The 18,629-nt window shown below is 71.6% G+C and carries 19 protein-coding genes; 8 read left to right on the top strand and 11 right to left on the bottom strand.

The window, feature by feature from the left end:
- Nucleotides 1–72 precede the first annotated feature (72 nt).
- From OGH68_RS09875 to OGH68_RS09865, 3 genes are all read right to left on the bottom strand, one after another.
- Nucleotides 73–750: a DUF305 domain-containing protein gene (locus OGH68_RS09875; RefSeq protein ID WP_264242987.1), complete on the bottom strand. Its 678-nt coding sequence runs from the start codon at nt 748–750 to the stop codon at nt 73–75.
- Nucleotides 751–755: 5 nt separating this feature from the next.
- Nucleotides 756–1,403, bottom strand: coding sequence for a DUF3105 domain-containing protein (locus OGH68_RS09870; protein ID WP_264242985.1), 648 nt, complete (start codon nt 1,401–1,403; stop codon nt 756–758).
- A 73-nt stretch (nt 1,404–1,476) separates the two neighbouring features.
- On the bottom strand, nt 1,477–1,848 hold the full coding sequence (locus OGH68_RS09865; RefSeq protein ID WP_264242984.1) for a hypothetical protein: 372 nt from the start codon (nt 1,846–1,848) through the stop codon (nt 1,477–1,479).
- Nucleotides 1,849–2,105: 257 nt separating this feature from the next.
- Between OGH68_RS09865 and OGH68_RS09860 the strand changes: the two genes are divergently transcribed.
- The 4 genes from OGH68_RS09860 (at nt 2,106) to OGH68_RS09845 (ending at nt 5,546) form a co-directional block, all read left to right on the top strand.
- The gene (locus OGH68_RS09860) at nt 2,106–3,467 is read left to right on the top strand and encodes a glutamine synthetase family protein (RefSeq protein ID WP_264242983.1); all 1,362 of its coding nucleotides are present in this window, start codon (nt 2,106–2,108) and stop codon (nt 3,465–3,467) included.
- A gap of 65 nt (nt 3,468–3,532) precedes the next feature.
- A complete protein-coding gene (locus tag OGH68_RS09855; protein ID WP_264242982.1) occupies nt 3,533–3,679 on the top strand; it encodes a hypothetical protein in 147 nt (48 codons plus the stop codon).
- 62 nt (nt 3,680–3,741) lie between these two features.
- Nucleotides 3,742–5,217 (top strand): membrane-associated oxidoreductase, encoded by a 1,476-nt coding sequence (locus OGH68_RS09850; protein WP_264242981.1) that lies wholly within the window; start codon nt 3,742–3,744, stop codon nt 5,215–5,217.
- 119 nt (nt 5,218–5,336) lie between these two features.
- The gene (locus OGH68_RS09845) at nt 5,337–5,546 is read left to right on the top strand and encodes an antitoxin (RefSeq protein ID WP_264242980.1); all 210 of its coding nucleotides are present in this window, start codon (nt 5,337–5,339) and stop codon (nt 5,544–5,546) included.
- 66 nt (nt 5,547–5,612) lie between these two features.
- On the opposite strand, the gene OGH68_RS09840 is transcribed toward OGH68_RS09845, so the two are convergent.
- The 4 genes from OGH68_RS09840 to OGH68_RS09825 all read right to left on the bottom strand — a co-directional run bounded on the left by OGH68_RS09840 (nt 5,613) and on the right by OGH68_RS09825 (nt 8,008).
- A complete protein-coding gene (locus tag OGH68_RS09840) occupies nt 5,613–6,281 on the bottom strand; it encodes a class I SAM-dependent DNA methyltransferase (RefSeq protein WP_264242978.1) in 669 nt (222 codons plus the stop codon).
- Nucleotides 6,278–6,850 (bottom strand): SMI1/KNR4 family protein, encoded by a 573-nt coding sequence (locus OGH68_RS09835; RefSeq protein WP_264242976.1) that lies wholly within the window; start codon nt 6,848–6,850, stop codon nt 6,278–6,280. The genes OGH68_RS09840 and OGH68_RS09835 overlap by 4 nt, the downstream gene beginning before the upstream one ends.
- A 170-nt stretch (nt 6,851–7,020) precedes the next feature.
- Nucleotides 7,021–7,452 (bottom strand): VOC family protein, encoded by a 432-nt coding sequence (locus OGH68_RS09830; RefSeq protein WP_264242975.1) that lies wholly within the window; start codon nt 7,450–7,452, stop codon nt 7,021–7,023.
- A 40-nt stretch (nt 7,453–7,492) separates the two neighbouring features.
- Nucleotides 7,493–8,008: a pyridoxamine 5'-phosphate oxidase family protein gene (locus OGH68_RS09825; RefSeq protein ID WP_264242974.1), complete on the bottom strand. Its 516-nt coding sequence runs from the start codon at nt 8,006–8,008 to the stop codon at nt 7,493–7,495.
- 205 nt (nt 8,009–8,213) lie between these two features.
- Between OGH68_RS09825 and OGH68_RS09820 the strand changes: the two genes are divergently transcribed.
- Nucleotides 8,214–11,201, top strand: coding sequence for a bifunctional [glutamine synthetase] adenylyltransferase/[glutamine synthetase]-adenylyl-L-tyrosine phosphorylase (locus tag OGH68_RS09820; protein ID WP_264242973.1), 2,988 nt, complete (start codon nt 8,214–8,216; stop codon nt 11,199–11,201).
- 219 nt (nt 11,202–11,420) lie between these two features.
- Here OGH68_RS09820 and OGH68_RS09815 read toward each other — a convergent pair whose 3' ends face one another.
- The 3 genes from OGH68_RS09815 to OGH68_RS09805 form a co-directional block, all read right to left on the bottom strand.
- Nucleotides 11,421–12,326 (bottom strand): phosphatase PAP2 family protein, encoded by a 906-nt coding sequence (locus tag OGH68_RS09815; protein WP_264242972.1) that lies wholly within the window; start codon nt 12,324–12,326, stop codon nt 11,421–11,423.
- A gap of 74 nt (nt 12,327–12,400) precedes the next feature.
- On the bottom strand, nt 12,401–13,528 hold the full coding sequence (locus OGH68_RS09810) for a LacI family DNA-binding transcriptional regulator (RefSeq protein WP_264242971.1): 1,128 nt from the start codon (nt 13,526–13,528) through the stop codon (nt 12,401–12,403).
- A gap of 17 nt (nt 13,529–13,545) precedes the next feature.
- A complete protein-coding gene (locus OGH68_RS09805) occupies nt 13,546–14,124 on the bottom strand; it encodes a GNAT family N-acetyltransferase (RefSeq protein WP_264242970.1) in 579 nt (192 codons plus the stop codon).
- A 58-nt stretch (nt 14,125–14,182) separates the two neighbouring features.
- On the opposite strand from OGH68_RS09805, the gene OGH68_RS09800 reads away from it, so the two are divergent.
- Nucleotides 14,183–14,533, top strand: coding sequence for a 5-carboxymethyl-2-hydroxymuconate Delta-isomerase (locus OGH68_RS09800; protein ID WP_264242969.1), 351 nt, complete (start codon nt 14,183–14,185; stop codon nt 14,531–14,533).
- Here OGH68_RS09800 and OGH68_RS09795 read toward each other — a convergent pair.
- Nucleotides 14,518–15,240, bottom strand: coding sequence for a TetR/AcrR family transcriptional regulator (locus OGH68_RS09795; protein WP_264242968.1), 723 nt, complete (start codon nt 15,238–15,240; stop codon nt 14,518–14,520). The two genes, OGH68_RS09800 and OGH68_RS09795, sit on opposite strands and share 16 nt — an antisense overlap.
- Nucleotides 15,241–15,896: 656 nt before the next feature.
- On the opposite strand from OGH68_RS09795, the gene OGH68_RS09790 reads away from it, so the two are divergent.
- Together OGH68_RS09790 and OGH68_RS09785 are read left to right on the top strand one after the other, a co-directional pair.
- On the top strand, nt 15,897–16,331 hold the full coding sequence (locus tag OGH68_RS09790) for a hypothetical protein (protein WP_264242967.1): 435 nt from the start codon (nt 15,897–15,899) through the stop codon (nt 16,329–16,331).
- 86 nt (nt 16,332–16,417) lie between these two features.
- Nucleotides 16,418–18,556 (top strand): S1 family peptidase, encoded by a 2,139-nt coding sequence (locus OGH68_RS09785; protein WP_264242965.1) that lies wholly within the window; start codon nt 16,418–16,420, stop codon nt 18,554–18,556.
- The last annotated feature ends 73 nt before the right edge of the window (nt 18,557–18,629 follow it).

Genomic DNA, 18,629 nt, shown 5'->3' with positions numbered 1-18,629 from the left:
CACCCCATTGTCATTGCGCCGTCCGTGGCACGCGACCGCAGTCGCCGCGTGCCACGGACGGCGCCGCGCGCGTCAGGTGCGCGGCTGTGCGCCGCGCTTGCGCAGCATGTTCACCATCAGCTCGACCTCGGACGCCTGCGCGTCCACCATCCCCTGCGCCAGATCCCGCTCGACGCGGACCTCGCACCGGTCGACGCAGCCCTTGGCCATGGCGATGCCACCGTTGTGGTGGATGATCATCAGCTGCAGGTAGAGGATCTCGGCCTGCTTGCCGCTGAGCCGGGACAGCTGCTCCACTTCCGCCTTGGTCGCCATGCCGGGCATCAGCGGCCCGTCCCCGTCCCCGTCCCCGGCCTCGTGCCCGCCTCCGTGCCCGGAGTGCCCGGAGGCGCCGTCGGCGCCCGCGCTCATCCAGTCCATCGGCTCGGCGTCCGCGTCGAGCTTGGGCAGCCCCCACAGGTCGAGCCAGCCCAGCATCATCCCGCGCTGGTTCGCCTGCGTGTTGGCGATGTCGTACGCGAGCCTGCGCACCTCGTCGTTCTCGGTGCGCTCGCGGACGACGAACGACATCTCCACCGCCTGCTGGTGGTGCACCGACATGTCGCGGGCGAATCCGGCGTCCGCGGACGCCCCCGTCGGCGTGCGGTCCGCGGCCGTGGTGCCGTCGCCGGCGGAGGCCACCGTGGCGGCCCCCGCGAACAGCAGCGCCAGGACGACCGCCGTGACGGCGGCCCAGTGCGTACGCGTCATGCCCTTCACTTGCCGCTCAGTCCGCCCGTGCAGGCCGCGCCCGGCTCGGGGGTCTGCGGGCCCTGCACATACTTGGTGAAGAACTGGCTGACCCGCTTGTCGTCGGCCGAGTCGACGGCGACCTGCTTGCCCCAGGCGCTCAGCATGATCGCGGCGTCCTGGTCCTTGTACGGGCTCATCAGCGAGTACGGCGTCTTCTTGACCTTCTCGGCGAGCTTGTCGACATCGCCCTTGGCGGCCTTGTCGGTGTAGGTCACCCACACCGCGCCGTGCTCGAGCGAGTGGACGGCGTTGGCGTCGGGGATCGGCTCCTTGTAGACGTCGCCGTTGCAGTTCATCCACACCGGGTTGTGGTCGCCGCCGACCGGCGGCTGCATCTCGTACGTGACGGGCGTGTCCACGTGGTTGCGGCCGAGCTTCTTCGCGTCCCAGCTCTGCTCGTCCTTGACGGGAGCCTTCGCCTCGGCGACGCGCTGCTCCTTCTCCTCGGACTCCTTGTTGAGCACGAAGACCCCGAAGCCGACGAGGCCGGCGACGACGACGCCGCTGATGCCGATGGTGAGGATGCGGTTGCGGCGCTCGCGGGACTGCTCCGCGCGGCGCATCTGCTCTATGCGGGCCCGGCGGTCGTTGGTGGTGTTACGGGAAGCCATGGTGGCGGTGTCCTTCGTGAAGTCTGCGGAATGGGGGTACAGCGATGCGTGCAAGGCCGTGCGGACCCGGTTCTTAAGTCCGCAGTACCTGAAGGACGTGCAGGTCCGGGGCGCGTGCCTGCGCTCCGGAACGGTGGTGCGGGCCGGCCTCGGTGTCCGGACCGGGATACGGGGGTGTGGCGCCCGCCGTCGGTGGGGCGTCGAGGGGCGGCGCGGTCAGCACCGCGGGGCTCAGCACCGGGAGCAGCCCGCAGCGGCCCTCGTCGTGCGGGCAGCTGTACGCGGTCGCCACGAGCGGCCCGTACGCCGGGGGAGCGGTCGTGTCGTGGTGCGGACCGGCCGGGACGAGGCAGATGAAGAGCGCACCGAGGAGCGTCGCGACGGCGCTCAGCAGAGCCGTGGGACGCGTGGTGCGTGAGAGGCGGTAGGACCGCGAACCCCCCATGGCCGCAGATCGTAGTGGGCGCGCGCGTCCGGCACCGCAGTCGGGCGGCAGATCGGCCGGCTCAGCTCGTGGGGCAGGCCACCCGCCGGGGGCCGTGGCCCGGAAAAGCGAGCGAGAGGGGCCTCAGGGTCGTTTCCGGGTTGCCCCTGACCCACAATGGGCTCAGCCGCGTACGCAATCTCCCCGAAACCCGCGGATGGGATGCTCCAGGGAGCAGGCACGCGCCGTGACCGGCAAGGATGGGTAGGAACGCAGACATGGACAAGCAGCAGGAATTCGTGCTCCGTACGCTCGAGGAGCGCGACATCCGCTTCGTACGCCTGTGGTTCACCGATGTGCTCGGCTTCCTGAAGTCGGTCGCCGTGGCACCCGCCGAACTTGAACAGGCGTTCGACGAAGGTATCGGCTTCGACGGCTCCGCGATCGAGGGCTTCGCCCGCGTCTACGAGTCGGACATGATCGCCAAGCCGGACCCCGCCACCTTCCAGATCCTCCCGTGGCGCGCCGAGGCCCCCGGCACGGCCCGGATGTTCTGCGACATCCTGATGCCCGACGGCTCGCCGTCGTTCGCGGACCCGCGCTTCGTGCTGAAGCGCATCCTGGCCAAGACCTCGGACCTGGGCTTCACCTTCTACACCCACCCCGAGATCGAGTTCTTCCTGCTCAAGGACAAGCCCGTGGACGGCAGCCGCCCCACGCCCGCCGACAGCTCCGGCTACTTCGACCACACCCCGCAGAACGTCGGCATGGACTTCCGCCGCCAGGCGATCACCATGCTCGAGTCGATGGGCATCTCGGTCGAGTTCAGCCACCACGAGGGCGCGCCCGGCCAGCAGGAGATCGACCTGCGGTACGCGGACGCACTGTCCACGGCCGACAACATCATGACGTTCCGCCTGGTCATGAAGCAGGTCGCGCTCGAGCAGGGCGTCCAGGCCACGTTCATGCCGAAGCCGTTCTCCGAGTATCCCGGCTCCGGCATGCACACCCACCTGTCCCTCTTCGAGGGTGACCGCAACGCCTTCTACGAGTCCGGTGCCGAGTACCAGCTCTCCAAGGTCGGCCGCTCCTTCATCGCCGGCCTGCTGCGGCACGCCGCCGAGATCTCGGCCGTCACCAACCAGTGGGTCAACTCCTACAAGCGCATCTGGGGCGGTTCCACCCGCAGTGCCGGCGCCGGCGGCGAGGCCCCCTCGTACATCTGCTGGGGCCACAACAACCGCTCCGCCCTGATCCGCGTCCCGATGTACAAGCCGGGCAAGACCGGCTCCGCCCGCATCGAGGTCCGCTCCCTCGACTCCGGCGCCAACCCGTACCTGTCGTACGCCGTGCTGCTCGCTGCGGGCCTCAAGGGCATCGAGGAGGGCTACGAGCTCCCGGCCGGCGCGGACGACGACGTCTGGGCCCTCTCCGACGCGGAACGCCGCGCGATGGGCATCACCCCGCTGCCGCAGAACCTGGGCGAGGCGATCGACCTGATGGAGCGCAGCGAACTGGTGGCCCAGACGCTGGGCGAGCACGTCTTCGACTTCTTCCTGCGCAACAAGAAGCAGGAGTGGGAGGAGTACCGCAGCGAGGTCACGGCCTTCGAGCTGCGGAAGTCGCTGCCGGTGCTGTAGGCGAGCGCGTACGGGGCGCGGCGGAGGTGGTGGCCGCCGCGCAACGGGGAAAAAGGGGGGCCGTGATGCGGCAGCGGAGATGCAAGTGGTGCCACCGTGAGCTGCCGCGCCGGCGCTGGTGGCGCGCGAAGCGCCACTGCGGGCGCCGCCACCAGGCGTACCACCGGGTGAGGACGGCGGTCGAGGCCGTGCTGGACGCCATGGGCGGCTGAGCAACACGCCTGCGTCCGGGGCGGGTTGACAGCTCGAACGGGCACGCGACAGCATCCCGCCGGTGGAGATCACCGACCTGACACCGGCGGAGCGGCGCGTCCTTCAGGCGTTCCCCAAGGGAGAGGCCGTCGACCTCCGCGAGGACCCCGACGACGATCCCGCACTCGGCGCGTCCTGGGGCCCGGAGCGGACCGTACGGGCAGAGGTCCTGCGCGCGATGCTCGTGGACGTGCCGAGCCGGGACGGCGAGATCGCGGGCCTGAAACTGTGGGGCGCACGCATCACCGGCGTACTGGACCTCAAGTACGGCACGGTCGAGTGCCCCGTACGACTGCGCGCGTGCCACTTCGAGAAGACCCCGGACCTCTACGGCGCGCAGATCCGCGCCCTGGTACTGACCGACTCGGTGCTTCCGGGCCTCACCGCCGGCACCCTGCGCGTCGACATCGTCCTGCGGCTGACCTGCTGCCGCGTCACCGGACCCGTACGACTTGCCGGGGCGCAGGTCGGCGGCGCGATCTTCCTCAACCGGGCGCACCTCGGCCCGGGCGACGGCGGACCGGACCTCGACGAGCCGGCCCTGTCCCTCAACCACGCCACCGTCGGCACCGACGTCTGGGCGCCAAGCCTCGTCGTCCACGGCGAGACCCGGCTGAACGGCACCACCGTCGGCGGCCAGGTCAACCTCGACGACGCCACGCTGCACAGACCCGGCGGCACCGCCCTCCACGCGGAGAACATCGTCGTCGCCACCGACCTGCGCGCCATGCGGCTGCGGGCCGAAGGCCGGATCAACCTCACCGGCGCGGCAGTCCCCGGTCAGCTCAATCTGGCCTACGCCCGACTGTCCAACCCGGAAGGGCTCGCGCTGCGCGCCAGCAGCTGCGTCGTCGGCGAACTGTGGCTGCGCAGCGCGGCCCCCATCGAGGGGACCGTCAACCTGCGCCGGGCCCAGCTGGATCTGCTGCACATATCCCCGGAGGTGTGGCCCGAGCGGGTCCTCGTCGACGGCCTCACCTACGGCCGGCTCGACCCCCACCTTCCGGCCGAGCAGCGGCTGCCGCTGCTGGAACGCGAGACGGGGGGCTATCTGCCCTTCGGATACGAGCAGCTGACCTGCGCCTACCGCGCGGCCGGCGACGAGGCCGCCGCCCGAACCGTCCAGTTCGCCAAGCTCCGCCGCCACCGCCGCACCCTGCCCTGGTACGCCAGGGCCTGGGGCCACCTCCAGGACGTGACCGTCGGCTACGGCTTCCGCCCGATGCGCGCCGCGGGATGGCTGGCGGCCCTGCTGCTCACGGGCGCCCTGGCCTTCGCCATCAAGCATCCGCCCGCGCTGAAACCGGGCGAGGCGCCCGAGTTCAACCCGCTCTTCTACACCCTCGACCTGCTGCTGCCGATCATCGGCTTCGGCCAGGAGACCGCATACGCCCCGCAGGGTGCGTACCAGTGGCTCGCGTATCTCCTGATCATCGGCGGCTGGGTGCTGGCGACCACGATCGCGGCGGGCGTCAGCCGGTCCTTGAGTCGCCAGTAGGGACCCGATAGCCCACTGGGCCGGGATCTGTCCGCTTCGGCGGGCTGTGCGGATGCGAAACGCGCCCGGTGCGGTGACCCTGGAGGGACGGGGGACCCTGCGTCGAGGAGGAAAACCCCATGTCCATGATGGACAAGCTCAAGAACATGCTCAAAGGCCACCCTGACCAGACGAACCAGGGCATCGACAGGGCCGGCGACTCCGTGGACGACAAGACCCAGGGCAAGCACCGCCGCCACGTGGACACGGCCCAGGACAAGATGAGGGACCAGTACGGAGGTGGCGGCACCGGCGGGACGGAGCGCCGCGACGAGCCGCCGCAGCAGTGACACCACCCGCGTGAACGACCCGGCCCGGACCGGTGGGCACAGCTCCCGGCCCGGGCGGCCGCGCGTCTACGCCCGGTCCGGCTTACGAGCGATCAGATGGGCCTGCGGGGTCTTCTCGTCCGGGGCCGCCTCGCGGACCATGGTCGCCAGTGGTGCGAAGCCTGCCTCCCGCAGCTGCTCCGTGACGCGGTCCGGCCGCATGCGGTGGAAGTCGAGCGACAGGCGGTGGCCGAAGGCTTCGGTACGGCGCGACACGTCCTCACCGACCTGGAAGGCCAGCGCCAGGTGCCCTCCGGGCGCCAGGATGCGGTGGAACTCCGCGAGTACGCCGGGAACCTCTGCGGGCGGCAGGTGGATCAGCGAGTACCAGGCGACGATGCCGCGCAGCGACCCGTCCGCGAAGCCGCCGAGCTCCGTCATGGAGCCTTCGTCGAACCGGAGTTCCGGAAACGTCCGCCGCGCCAGCGCGACCATCGCGGGCGACAGGTCGACGCCCCTGACGTCCGTCCCGAGCCGGTCGAGATACGCCGTCACCCGCCCCGGCCCGGACCCGAACTCCACGACGGGCCCGCCCCCGTCGTCGGCGACGGTCCGGGCGAAGGCGGTGAGCATGGCGAGGGTCAGGGGCTTGACCTCCGGCTCGCCCTTGAACATCTCCGCGTAGTCGACGGCGATCGCGTCGTACGAGGCGCGGGTGTCATGCAGGAACGACGGTTCTTCCCGAAGTGTGGTCATGCGGCATCGAACCACGGCTTGCCGGCTGCCCAGTGCGCGACCCATCCTGCGAATCCGGGCTGCGACGTGGTGTGACCGAATTCCGCCCCGAAGGGTCCGGCACCCTCCCCGGAGATGTTCCATATGTGGCCGCGCTGGGGGCCGGTGACGACAAGGTGCCAGTACATGCCGCACCCGTCGGTTCCCAGCACGACGGAGCCGTGGTCGAACACCGCGTCGAGAAGCGCCTCCCGCTCCTCCTCCGACCGGTCGTCGTCCTCCTCGTCCTCCTCCCAGAGCCATGCCGAGGTCAGCGGGAACGGCCGGCTCAGGTCCCGCACCGGCCGGTCGTCGCCCCAGTCGTCCGGCATCTCGGCGAGCGGCATCAGACCGTAGTCCGGCGGGCCCTGGTACGAGCCGTCGGTCACCTCCGCGACGAAGCTGCGGTACGGCTCCGGCAGCACGACGCCGTGCTCCGCCTCGAAGGCACGGACGGCGTCCCAGCCGAGTGCCGACTCGCCGCCGTCGTCCACGCCGAACGCCGAGCGGAGGGCGGCCAGGTCGGCTGGAGACACGTGATCGGTATCCATGCGCCCATGGATACCAGCCGCCTCTGACAGTGACGCCGTTCGGTCGCCGTCGCTCGGCGCCGACGCGGCGGCCACGCGCGCGTACCCGGCAGGGACGGACTGCCGCGCTGCCCGGGGCCGTCACCGCCCGGACGGCTGACGGACCGACCCCGGCGGCGCCGTCGCGGTCCTCAGCGCTCCGACAGCGGAGCCGGGGCCTCCTGGACGCACCAGCTGTTGCCGTCCGGGTCCTTGAAGAACATGAACGAGTTCCACTCCTCGCCCGTGCCCTCCTCCCAGCCCGTCGCGCCGACGTGCTGGATCGACGTCACCGGGACCCCGCGCGACATCAGCTCGGAATGGGCCTTGGCGATGTCCGTGACGCACAGCTGGAGACCGTGGAGGCTGCCCGGTGACATCGTGGGCTGCTCGGGGTGCGGGGGCAGGCCGCTCATCAGGGCGACGGAGCAGCGCGAACCCGGCGGAGTCAGCTGGATGATCCGCATACCGGGCGCGACCTCGGAGTCGAGGTCGACCTTGAAACCGCAGGCTTCCGCGTAGAAGGTCTTCGAGCGGTCCAGGTCCGTGACCGGGACGGGGACGACTTCAAGGGTCAGTTCCACAGGGGGTTTCCTATCGTCGGGTCGAGGCTCACGTCGAGGTTCACTGCGTGAAGCGCCAGCGGGTCTGGCCGAACGGGTCGCCCTTCGCGAAGCCGAAGACCGTCCGCGGCGCCACCCGGAATACCAGTGCTTCGCCGGCTTCGTGCACGAACACGCCGTCGCCGACCGTGAACGTCCAGTCCGGACCGTACTTGCGTACATACGCGTCCGCCAGGACGCCCAGCGCCGCCGGGTCGGTCACGCGCACCGCCTCGCCCTCGACGACCACGTCGTGGCCCTCGCTCAGCGACGGGGCGCCGGTGGTGAGGACGACCTCCCGGTTCTCCCGGAGATTCTTCGCCTTGCGCTCCCCGGGGCCGGTGCAGAAGTGCAGGGCGTCGTCCTGCCAGACGGCGATCAGCGGCGTGACGTGCGGGCGGCCGTCCGGCCGTACGGTCGTCAGCCAGAACACCTCGGCGTCGCGGAGCTGAGCGGCCGCCGCCGACCAGTCGGCCGCCGACGCCTTCGGATCGCTGAAGCGGACATCGAGCTCCGCGGTGGGTGTGACGTGTGGCATCACGTGGTCCTCTCTCGTCGAAGCCGGAAGGGCCGTCGCACTGGTAGACCGTGCCCGGCGTCCGGACTCATCGGCCCCCGCGCACGGGCCGGCCGGCCCCCCGCGCGGCGCGGCACCGCGTGGTGCGCCGGGCAGCACGCCGTGGCCTGCGGCTACGCTCGAGCGCACACGGCGGCAGGGCGACACGGCAGGACGGGAGACCGGGATGACGGTTCCGGGGCGCAGGAGCAGTACGTTCACCCGGTTGTTGAGGCACGGCTTCACCGACCCGTCCGCCGCCTCACGGCTCCTCGACCTGCCCGACATGGCGCCCGTGCGCAGCGACCCGGTCCTCCTCGACGCCCTCGGCGCCACCGCCGACCCCGACCTCGCCCTGCGCTCTCTCGTCCGCCTCGTCGAGGCCCACGAGGCGGACGAGAGGCGCCGGTTCCTCGACAACGTGATCACCGCGAAGCCACTGCGCGACCGGCTGCTCGGGGTCCTCGGCGCGTCCGAGGCGCTCGGCGACCACCTGGTGCGCCACCCCCGCGACTGGCACGCCCTCGCCACCTACGAGTCGGCCGACCTGCACCCGGGCGTCGCCGACTTCGAACGCGGACTCTGCGACGCGACCGACTCCGTCTCCCTGCGCGTCTCCTACCGGCGCTGCCTGCTGGCCATCGCCGCCCGCGACGTGTGCGGCACCACCGACGTGGCGGAGGCCGCCGCCGAACTGGCCGACCTCGCCACCGCCACCCTGCGGGCGGCCCTCACCATCGCAGGCGCCGCGGCCCCCGAGGACGCGGCGGCCTGCCGGCTCGCCGTCATCGCCATGGGCAAGTGCGGCGGCAACGAGCTCAACTACGTCTCCGACGTCGACGTCATCTTCGTCGCCGAGCCCACGAACGGCACCGAGGAGGCCAAGGCACTGCAGGCCGCGACCCGGCTCGCCTCCCACCTGATGCGCATCTGCTCGGAGACGACCGTCGAGGGCACCATCTGGCCCGTCGACGCCAACCTGCGGCCCGAAGGACGCAACGGGCCCCTGGTGCGCACCCTCTCCAGCCATCTCGCGTACTACCAGCGCTGGGCCAAGACCTGGGAGTTCCAGGCGCTCCTCAAGGCCCGGCCCGTCGCCGGCGACACCGCTCTCGGCCAGGCCTACGCGGAAGCGGTCGCGCCGCTGGTCTGGCAGGCGGCGGAACGCGAGAACTTCGTCGCCGACGTGCAGAAGATGCGCCGCCGCGTCGTCGACAACATCCCCGTCGCCGAGATAGAGCGCGAACTCAAGCTCGGCCCCGGCGGCCTGCGCGACGTCGAGTTCGCCGTGCAGCTGCTGCAACTCGTCCACGGCCGCAGCGACGCCACCCTGCACAGCGGCACCACCCTCGAAGCCCTCCAGGCCCTCGCCGCCGGCGGCTACGTCGGCCGGGCGGACGCGGCGCAGCTGGACGAGGCGTACCGCTTCCTGCGGGCCATGGAGCACCGCATCCAGCTGTACAAGCTGCGCCGCACCCACCTCGTGCCCGAGGACGAGGCCGACCTGCGCCGTCTCGCGCGCTCCCTCGGACTGCGCACCGACCCCGTCACCACCCTGAGCCGCGAGTGGAAACGGCACGCCTCCGTGGTGCGCCGCCTGCACGAGAAGATCTTCTACCGGCCGCTGCTCGACGCCGTGGCGCAGCTCGCCCCCGGCGAGACCCGGCTCAGCCCCAAGGCCGCGGGCCAGCGCCTGGAGGCCCTCGGATACGCCGACCCCGCCGCCGCGCTGCGCCACCTGGAGGCGCTCGCCTCCGGGGTCAGCCGCAAGGCCGCCATCCAGCGCACCCTGCTGCCCGTCCTCCTCGGCTGGTTCGCCGACTCGGCCGACCCCGACGCGGGCCTCCTCGGCTTCCGCAAGGTTTCCGACGCGCTCGGCAAGACGCCCTGGTACCTGCGGCTGCTGCGCGACGAGGGCGCCGCCGCGGAGAACCTGGCGCGGGTGCTGTCCGCCGGGCGGCTCGCGCCCGACCTGCTCCTGCGTGCGCCCGAGGCCGTCGCGATCCTCGGCGATCCCGGCGGACTGCGGCCACGCGGCCGCGACCACCTCGAACAGGAGGTCCTCGCCGCCGTCGGCCGCGCCGACACCGCGGAGGCGGCGGTCGCCGCGGCCCGCGGGGTGCGGCGCCGGGAGCTGTTCCGCACCGCCGCCGCCGACCTCATCGGCTCGTACGGCACCGAGGACAACCCGGCCGAGGGCGACCCCGGCGCCCTGGTGGACCGCGTCGGCGACGCCGTCACCGAACTGACGGCGGCCACGATCGCGGGCGCGCTGCGCGCCGCCGTACGCGAACAGTGGGGCGACACCCTCCCCACCCGCTTCGCGGTCATCGGCGTCGGCCGCTTCGGCGGGCACGAGCTCGGCTACGGCTCCGACGCGGACGTCCTGTTCGTCCACGAGCCGCGCGAAGGCGTCGACGAGCAGGAAGCGGCACGGGCCGCGAACAGCGTCGTCGCCGAGATGCGGCGGCTGCTCCAGCTGCCGACCGCCGACCCGCCGCTCCTCATCGACGCCGACCTGCGGCCCGAGGGCCGCAACGGACCGCTGGTGCGCACGCTCGCCTCGTACGAGGCGTACTACCGCCGGTGGTCCCTGACCTGGGAGAGCCAGGCACTGCTGCGTGCCAGGCCGATGGCGGGCGACGCCGCGCTCGGCGCAGCGTTCGTCGAGCTGATCGACCCGCTGCGGTACCCGCGGCAGGGGCTCGGGGACGAGGCGCTGCGCGACATCCGACGCCTCAAGGCGCGCATGGAGTCCGAACGGATGCCGCGGGGTGCCGACCCGACCCTGCACACCAAGCTCGGCAGGGGCGGCCTGAGCGACGTCGAATGGACCATCCAGCTGCTGCAGATGCGCCACGGGGCGTCGGAGCCGGGGCTGCGCACCACCCGCACCCGCGAGGCCCTCGCGGCGGCGCGGGCGGCGGACCTCCTCTCCGAGGACGACGCCCGCACCCTCGACGACGCCTGGGTCCTCGCGACCCGCGTGCGCAACGGCGTGATGCTGGTCCGCGGCCGGGCGGGCGACACGTTCCCCTCCGACGCGCGGGAACTGGCGGCGGTGGGGCGCTACCTGGGGTACGGGCCGGGGCACGTGGGGGACATGCTGGACGACTACCGGAGGGTGACGCGGAGGGCGCGCGGGGTGATGGAAGCGGTGTTCTACGGGGCGTAGTCGGCGGGCTGGGCGGGGCCGCTGCGCGGGGCCTTGTCCCCTACCCGCCCCTTCCCGAAACCGGGCTCTTCCCCTACGCCTGGCGGCGTGGGGGGACCCCCAGGACCCGTACCGCGCTTCGCGCGGTGCCCTCAATCGCCGGGCGGGCTGCACTGCAGCCCCGTCGGCGATTGAGGCGCGGGGGTCCGGGGGCTGAGCCCCCGCAGGTGCCCGGTGGTGTCAGGTGCGGGCCGCGGGGAGGAAGCGGCGCAGGCCGCTGCCGCCCGGCCCCCCGCCGCGGGGGACTTCGGCCACCAGCTGCGGAAGCTGCTGCGGCAGCGCCCGGTACCACGCGTACGAGACGCCGAAGCCGAACGCCAGGCAGACGATGCCGCCCACCGCGTCCAGCCAGAAGTGGTTCGCCGTGGCGACGATCACGACCAGCGTCAGGGTCGGGTACAGCAGGCCGAGGATCTTCGCCCACGGCGCCGCCGCCAGCGCGAAGATGATCACACCGCACCATACCGACCAGCCGATGTGCATGGACGGCATCGCCGCGTACTGGTTCGACATGTTCTTGAGGTCGCCGGAGGCCATCGAGCCCCAGGTGTCATGGACCAGGACCGTGTCGATGAAGTTCTGGCCGTTCATCAACCGGGGCGGCGCGAGCGGGTACAGGTAGTAACCGACCAGAGCCACACCGGTCGTGGCGAAAAGGACGAGCCGGGCCGCGGCGTAACGGCCCGGATGCACACGGTAGAGCCAGACCAGCACACTGATCGTCACGATGAAGTGCAGGGTGGCGTAGTAGTAATTCATCGACACGATGAGCCATGTCACCGAGTTCACCGCGTGGTTGACGGACGCCTCCACCGCTATGCCGAGGGTCTGCTCCGCCTGCCAGATCCAGTCGGCGTTGCGCAGGGCCTGGTTCTTCTGCTCGGGCACGGCGTTGCGGATGAGCGAGTACGTCCAGTAACTCACCGCGATCAGCATGACTTCGAACCAGATGCTGGGGCGGGCGGGCGTCCGTGGGAGTCGCGTCCGGAGGCGCGGACGGCCGGGCGAGGCCGCGGCCTCGTCCTCCACCATGGGTGACGGGGTCGCCGTCCGCCCTTCAAGAGTCTTCACGGTCGCTTCACCCATGAGAGAGGAGTTTGCCAGATGAACGGCTCCCTCCGATCATCCCTCCGTCGGGTTCGTACCGCACACTCTCCCCCTCACGGAGGAGAGGGGACTGCGGGGTCGTGTCCGGGGTCGCCCCCGGGGTCACGTCCAGGGGCGCGTCCGGGGCCGCGTCCCGGTCCCGAAGCCGTCGAACCGCGGACCACCAGCTCCGGCATGAAGACGAATTCGCCGTGCACGGGAGTCCGGGGCCGGTCCGGTACGGGCGCCGAGTGGCTGTCTCCCGTCTCCTCCAGGAGCGCACGCACCGACGCCTGACCCATCGCCTGCACCGGTTTGCGGACGGTGGTCAGCGGGGGGTCGGTGAACGCGATCAGCGGTGAATCGTCGAATCCCACGACGGAGACGTCGTCCGGCACTTCGAGGCCCCGCCGACGGGCGGCGCGTATCGCCCCCAGAGCCATCATGTCGCTGGCGCAGACGACGGCCGTGCACCCCCGGTCCATCAGCGCGGAGGCCGCTGCCTGGCCGCCTTCGAGGGTGTAGAGGGAGTGCTGGACCAACTCGCCGGAAGCCTCCGGCGCGATGCCGAGCTGCTCCTGCACGGCGAGCCGAAACCCCTCGATCTTGCGCTGTACCGGCACGAACCGCCTCGGGCCGAGCGCGAGGCCGATCCGGGTGTGCCCGAGCGAGGCGAGGTGGGTGACGGCGAGCCGCATCGCGCCGCGGTCGTCCGTCGAGATGAACGGCGCGCACACACCGGGCGCGTATCCGTCGACGAGGACGAAGGGGACGCCCTCGGCGCGGAGCCGGTCGTAACGGTCCAGGCCGGCGGTGGTGTCGGCGTGCAGCCCGGAGACGAAGATGATGCCGGAGACGCCGCGGTCGACCAGCATCTCGGTGAGTTCGTCCTCCGTCGACCCGCCGGGTGTCTGGGTGACCAGCACCGGGGTGTATCCCTGCCGGGTCAGGGCCTGGCCGACGACCTGGGCGAGGGCCGGGAAGATCGGGTTGTCGAGACCGGGAGTGATCAGCCCCACCAGGCCCGCGCTGCGCCGGCGCAGCCGGAGGGGGCGTTCGTAGCCGAGCACGTCGAGGGCGGCGAGCACCGACTGGCGGGTGGTCGCGGCGACGCCCGGCCTTCCGTTGAGGACCCGGCTCACCGTCGCTTCGCTGACCCCCGCCTGGGTCGCGATGTCGGCCAGCCGGGCGGGTGCGGTCACGGACCGGACTGTACCCGTCACGTCGGCGGCTGCCCACCGGGCGTCATGGGTGGGGGAGTTGGGGTGCTCGCGCTGCGAGCGAGGCGCTTCTCCAGCAGCAGCACCCCGTAACTGCTGCCGTCCGCCGCCACCTTGGCGGGCTCCTCGCCCACCACCCGGTAGCCGGCGGCCTCGTAGTAGGCGCGCAGCCGCGGATTGCGGCTCAGGCAGTCCAGCCGGGCCAGTTCCCGTCCGGCTGCGGCGATACGCCGCTCGGCGTGGGCGAGCAGCACGCGGCCGGCGCCGGGCGGCGCGTCCGCGCCGCGCGCGGTCATGAGGCGGTGCACGTAGCCGGCGACCGGCGGCTGCACGCCCCAGGCCGGCACGTCGTCCCACCACATCTCGTACGCCCCGGCCGTCCGCCCGCCCAGCTGCAGCAGCCACACCTCGCCCTCGGTCATCCGGTGCCGGAAGTGGGCGGCGTCCTTGTCGCCGGGTTTCCACTGGTCGATGCGGTGGCGCAGCATCCAGCGGGCGGCGCCGTCGTAGAGGGAGACGAGGGTCTCCACGTCGGAGTCGGAGGCGGTGGCGGGACGGATGGCGGAGTCGGCGATCATGGGCCAATGATGGCGCGGGCTCCGCCGGGTGCCCGCCCCCGACGACCGGAGAGTTCCCATGCCGCAGATCACCGTCGACTACTCGCAGACCGTGGACCCCTCCTTCGACCGCCACGGCTTCGCCCGTGAGCTGCACGCGCTGGTCGTGCGGACGGTCGACACCCGGCTGGACGCCTGCAAGACCAGGTTCCGCCGGATCGAGGACACGGTGGTCGGCGCGGGCGGTGCCGAGGACGCCGTCGTGCACGTCGGGATCGCGCTGCTTCCCGGCCGGGCTCCCGAGCTGAAGGCCGAGCTGTCCGAGGCGGTGCTCGACCTGCTGGCCGGTCATCTGGAGACCGCCGGCGGCCCGATGCCGGTCCTGTCGGCCGAGGTGCGGGACCTTGAAGCGTCCTACCGGAGGCGCTGAGCGGGCACCTTCGTGATCGCCGGCGCCAGCTGCGTGAGCCGGGCCACGAGTTCGCCGAACGGACCGTCCATCGGCTCCTCCGCGAGGATGCGGACGAGCAGGCCGGCCATCTCCTCGTCGTAGGCGGCGCTCACCGCGGCCAGCGCCGCGAAGTCGTGCACCAGCTGCAACTCCAGCTCGGCGCGCGGGATGCGGCGTCCGTCGAGCCAGAGCAGCGCCGTCGATTCGGCGAGCGACACCCAGGAGCGCACGACCAGTGCGAGGCGCGGCGACGGGTCGTCGACGTCCAGGTGCGTCAGGATCTGGTCGTACGCGGCCTGCCGCACGCCGTCGATCATCGCGGTGGTCGTGGACGATCCGACCGCGGGGCCGCCCCGCATCAACGCGGAGAAACCCGGGCCGTGTTCGTCGACGAAGTCGAAGAACCGCCCCATGACCCGCAGCAGTCGCGCGCCGAGCGGGCCCTCCCGCGGTTCGAGGAAGCGGGCGGCGAGTTCGTCGGCGGCCCGCCGCAACGCCGCTTCGTACAGGCTCTGTTTGCCGGGGAAGTAGTGGTAGACCAACGGACGGGAGATGCCCGCGGCAGCCGCGATCTCGTCGATCGAGACGTCGTCGGGGGAGCGGTGGCTGAACAGATCCAGCGCCACACCGATCAGCTGCTGTCTGCGCTCTTCGACGCCCATCCTGCGCCGCACCCCGGTCGTCATGCGGACACCCTACCCACCGTCCTCGCCGTGCTCCGCGAGGAGACACGAGGAGCGTGCCGCCGGCGGGCCCCGGGGACCGGCAGCAGCGGGGAGCGGGCCGGCGGAAGGCTCGGTGATCCTGCGCTCGAGCCGCCCCTGCGCCGACTCCGGGACCGGATTCACCGGTGGGCGACGGAAACACGCGCCCGTGCCGACTGCGGACTGCCGTCTGCCGTCTGCCGTCTGCCGTCTGCGGACCTCGGACTGCCGACTGCCGCATTTCGGCGCGGCGACGGCGGTGGAAGCATTTCGGAATGCCTTTGAGTAATTCCGAAAGGTTGGCCGGAAATCGATGCAACCCTCTGCCGGGCCGATGTCTCTTCTCTCACCGGTGACATGTGGTCAGAATGCCTGTCGGGCCCGGGTGCTAGTCTGGCGCGATCTTGAAGCACGGCTCGCGGGGGGGTGTGGCGTGTATCACCATGTGCTCTTCGTGAGGGCTGAACTACCGTCCAGCTTCGCCGATTGACGTGACGTCACATGACGTTCTGTCCGGTGGATGTGCCGACTGCGTTTTTCACGAAGGAGTCATTTCTGTGATATCGACCGCTCGTAAGTGGCTCGTTGCCGCCACCGTCGGAACCGCTGTGGCCGTTGGCGGAGCTTCCACTTTCGCCGTGGCTTCCGCCGCTGCCGCCGAAGGCACCACCGCCCAGGTCGCCGCCGAAGGGGACATTCCCCCGGTCGCCGTCGAGGAATTCAATTACCCCGACGCCGACAAGATCCTGGCCGAGAAGGGCATCAAGCTGCTCAAGGGCGACGGCCACCTGCTTCTCGCCGACTGCGACTCGTCCGTCAACCAGATCCAGGTGTGGACGCGGCAGACAGCCGACGGCATGTACTGCTTCCGCGCCACCGGCTCGAGCGGCTACCTGACGCTGGAGATCCCCGACGTGTTCGCGATCCAGACCTCGGACCGCCCGGTGAGCGCCGACCTCACCGCGGAGGGCAAGACCCAGACCGTGGACGTGCCGAAGGACGACTTCAAGGGTGTCGGCGAAGGAGTCGGCGGAGCCCCCACCGTGCTCGTCGAGCTCCGCGTCACCGGCTGATCCTGGCCAGACCCATGGACTCCCCACACAGCCAAGGAAGCACTGTGCCAAGAAATCGATCACGAAGAACCACCGCCGTCGGGCTGATGACCGCGGCGCTCACCACGGGTGCCCTGTTCGCCACGCCCGCTCAGGCGGTCGTGGGTGACGCGGCGCCGGACGGGCAGTACGCGTTCACCGCGAAGGTGGACATAGGTGCCGGTAAGAGATCTTGTTCGGGTGCGCTGGTCGCGCCGCAGTGGATCGTGACCGCCGCGAGCTGTTTCGCCGCCGATCCGCAGCAGCCCGGTACCGTCGCGGCGGGGAAGCCGTCCGAGCGGACCGTTGCCACGATCGGGCGTACGGATCTGACCGCCACGGGCGGGCATGTCAGTGACGTCGTGGAGCTCGTGCCGCGGGCCGGGCGCGATGTCGTCATGGCGCGCCTGGCGAAGCCCGCGTCCGGTATCGCGCCTGTCGCGTTCGCGCAGACCCCGGTCGCCGTCGGCGAGACCTTGAAGGTCGCCGGTTACGGCCGTACCGCCACCGAGTGGGTGCCGGACAAGCTGCACACCGCCCGGTTCACCGTCGACTCCGTGGCCGGCGAGACGGTCGGCATCAGCGGTGCGACCGCGTCCGACGCCATCTGCATGGGCGACACCGGCGGTCCCGCCTTCCGCGAGAAGGACGGCAAGGTCGAGCTCGTCGCCGTCAGCAGCCGCTCCTGGCAGGGCGGATGCCTCGGCACGGACGAGACCCGCACCGGCGCCCTCTCCGCACGGGCCGACGACCTGAAGAGCTGGGCGGACACACTCGCGGCCGCGGCCCCCGTGACCGACTTCAACTGCGACGGCATCCGCGACATCGCCGTCGGCGACCCCGCCGCGACCGTCGGCGGCGACGCCAAGGCCGGACTGGTCAGGATCGTCTACGGCGGCGGCAAGGGCACCGCGGAGATCACCCAGGACCTCGACGCCGTACCCGGCGGCTCCGAGGCCAGTGACTGGTACGGCGAGACCCTCGCGGTCTTCGACCACAACCTCGACGGCTGCACCGATCTCGCCGTGGGCATTCCGGCCGAGGACCTCGGCGGCGAGGTCGACGCCGGCATGGTGCAGGTGCTCTACGGCGACCGTGCCGGACTCACCAAGGGCAAGGGCTCCCTGAACCTGGAGCAGGGCACCGGCACCGACGCCATCAAGGCGTCCGCCTCCGAGGCGGGCGACCGGATGGGCCACGCCCTGGCCGCCGGCCACACCGCCACCGGTGAGCCCTACCTCGCGATCGGACTTCCCGGCGAGGACCTGGGCACTCTGAAGGACGCGGGCAGCACCTTCTACGTGCGGGGCACCTCGAGTGTCACGCTGCACCAGGACAAGCCGGGTGTCGGCGCGGCCGTCGAGGCGGGCGACCGGTTCGGCTCCTCGCTCGCGGGCTCGCCGCAGCGTCTCGTCATCGGTGCTCCGGGCGAGGCCATCGGCAGCGCGGCCGACTCCGGACTCGTCCATGTGATGAGCCACGTGCCGAACTCCGACGGCATTCCCACTCCTCAGGTGACCTTCAGCCAGGACAGCACCGCCGTCAACGGAGCAGCGGAGGCCGGTGACCAGTTCGGCGCCGCGCTTGCGGTGGTCGACCACCGTTCCGCCGGTGCACCGGCAGCCACCGAGTCGATCGTCGGCGTCGGATCACCCGGCGAGGACCTTGAGGCCGTGCAGGACGCCGGGCGTGCCGTCACCATCCGCGTCACCGCAGCAGGAGCGATCAGCCAGCTCGCGGACATCCAGCAGGCCCGCGAGGACGTGTCGGGCGGTGAAGAGGCCGGAGACCAGTTCGGTTCGCGCCTCACCGCGGTGAATCGCAGGCCGGGTGCCGTCAGCACCGTTTCCGACCTGGTGCTGGCCGTCGGCGTCCCCGGCGAGGACATCGGCAGCGTCAAGGACGCCGGAGCCATCCAGGCGTTCTCCCTGCTCGGTTCTCCCGGTACCACCGACCGCTGGCTGGAGGCCGGACGGGCCGGCATTCCGGGTCCTGCGGGCACCTCGCACCGCCTTGGCAGCAGCATGACGGCCATCGGCACCCACCTCTACGTGGGCATGCCCTACGGGCCCGTCGCCACCGGCGCCGTCCACGCCCTGCCGTGGGCGAACGTGCTCGACGGCGGAGCCGAGCCGGTGACCACGTACCAGCCCGGCAAGGACGGTCTGCCCTCCGAGGGCGCCGACTTCGGCAGGGCGATTCAGTAGCACCCGTGCGGACACGGGCCGGGGGCGGTTCCACCACGAGAGCCCCCGGCCCCTGTCCCCGCGCGACCGGCCC

This window comes from Streptomyces peucetius, from assembly GCF_025854275.1.
Lineage (GTDB): Bacteria > Actinomycetota > Actinomycetes > Streptomycetales > Streptomycetaceae > Streptomyces > Streptomyces peucetius_A.
This window is presented reverse-complemented; position numbering and strand designations above follow the sequence as displayed.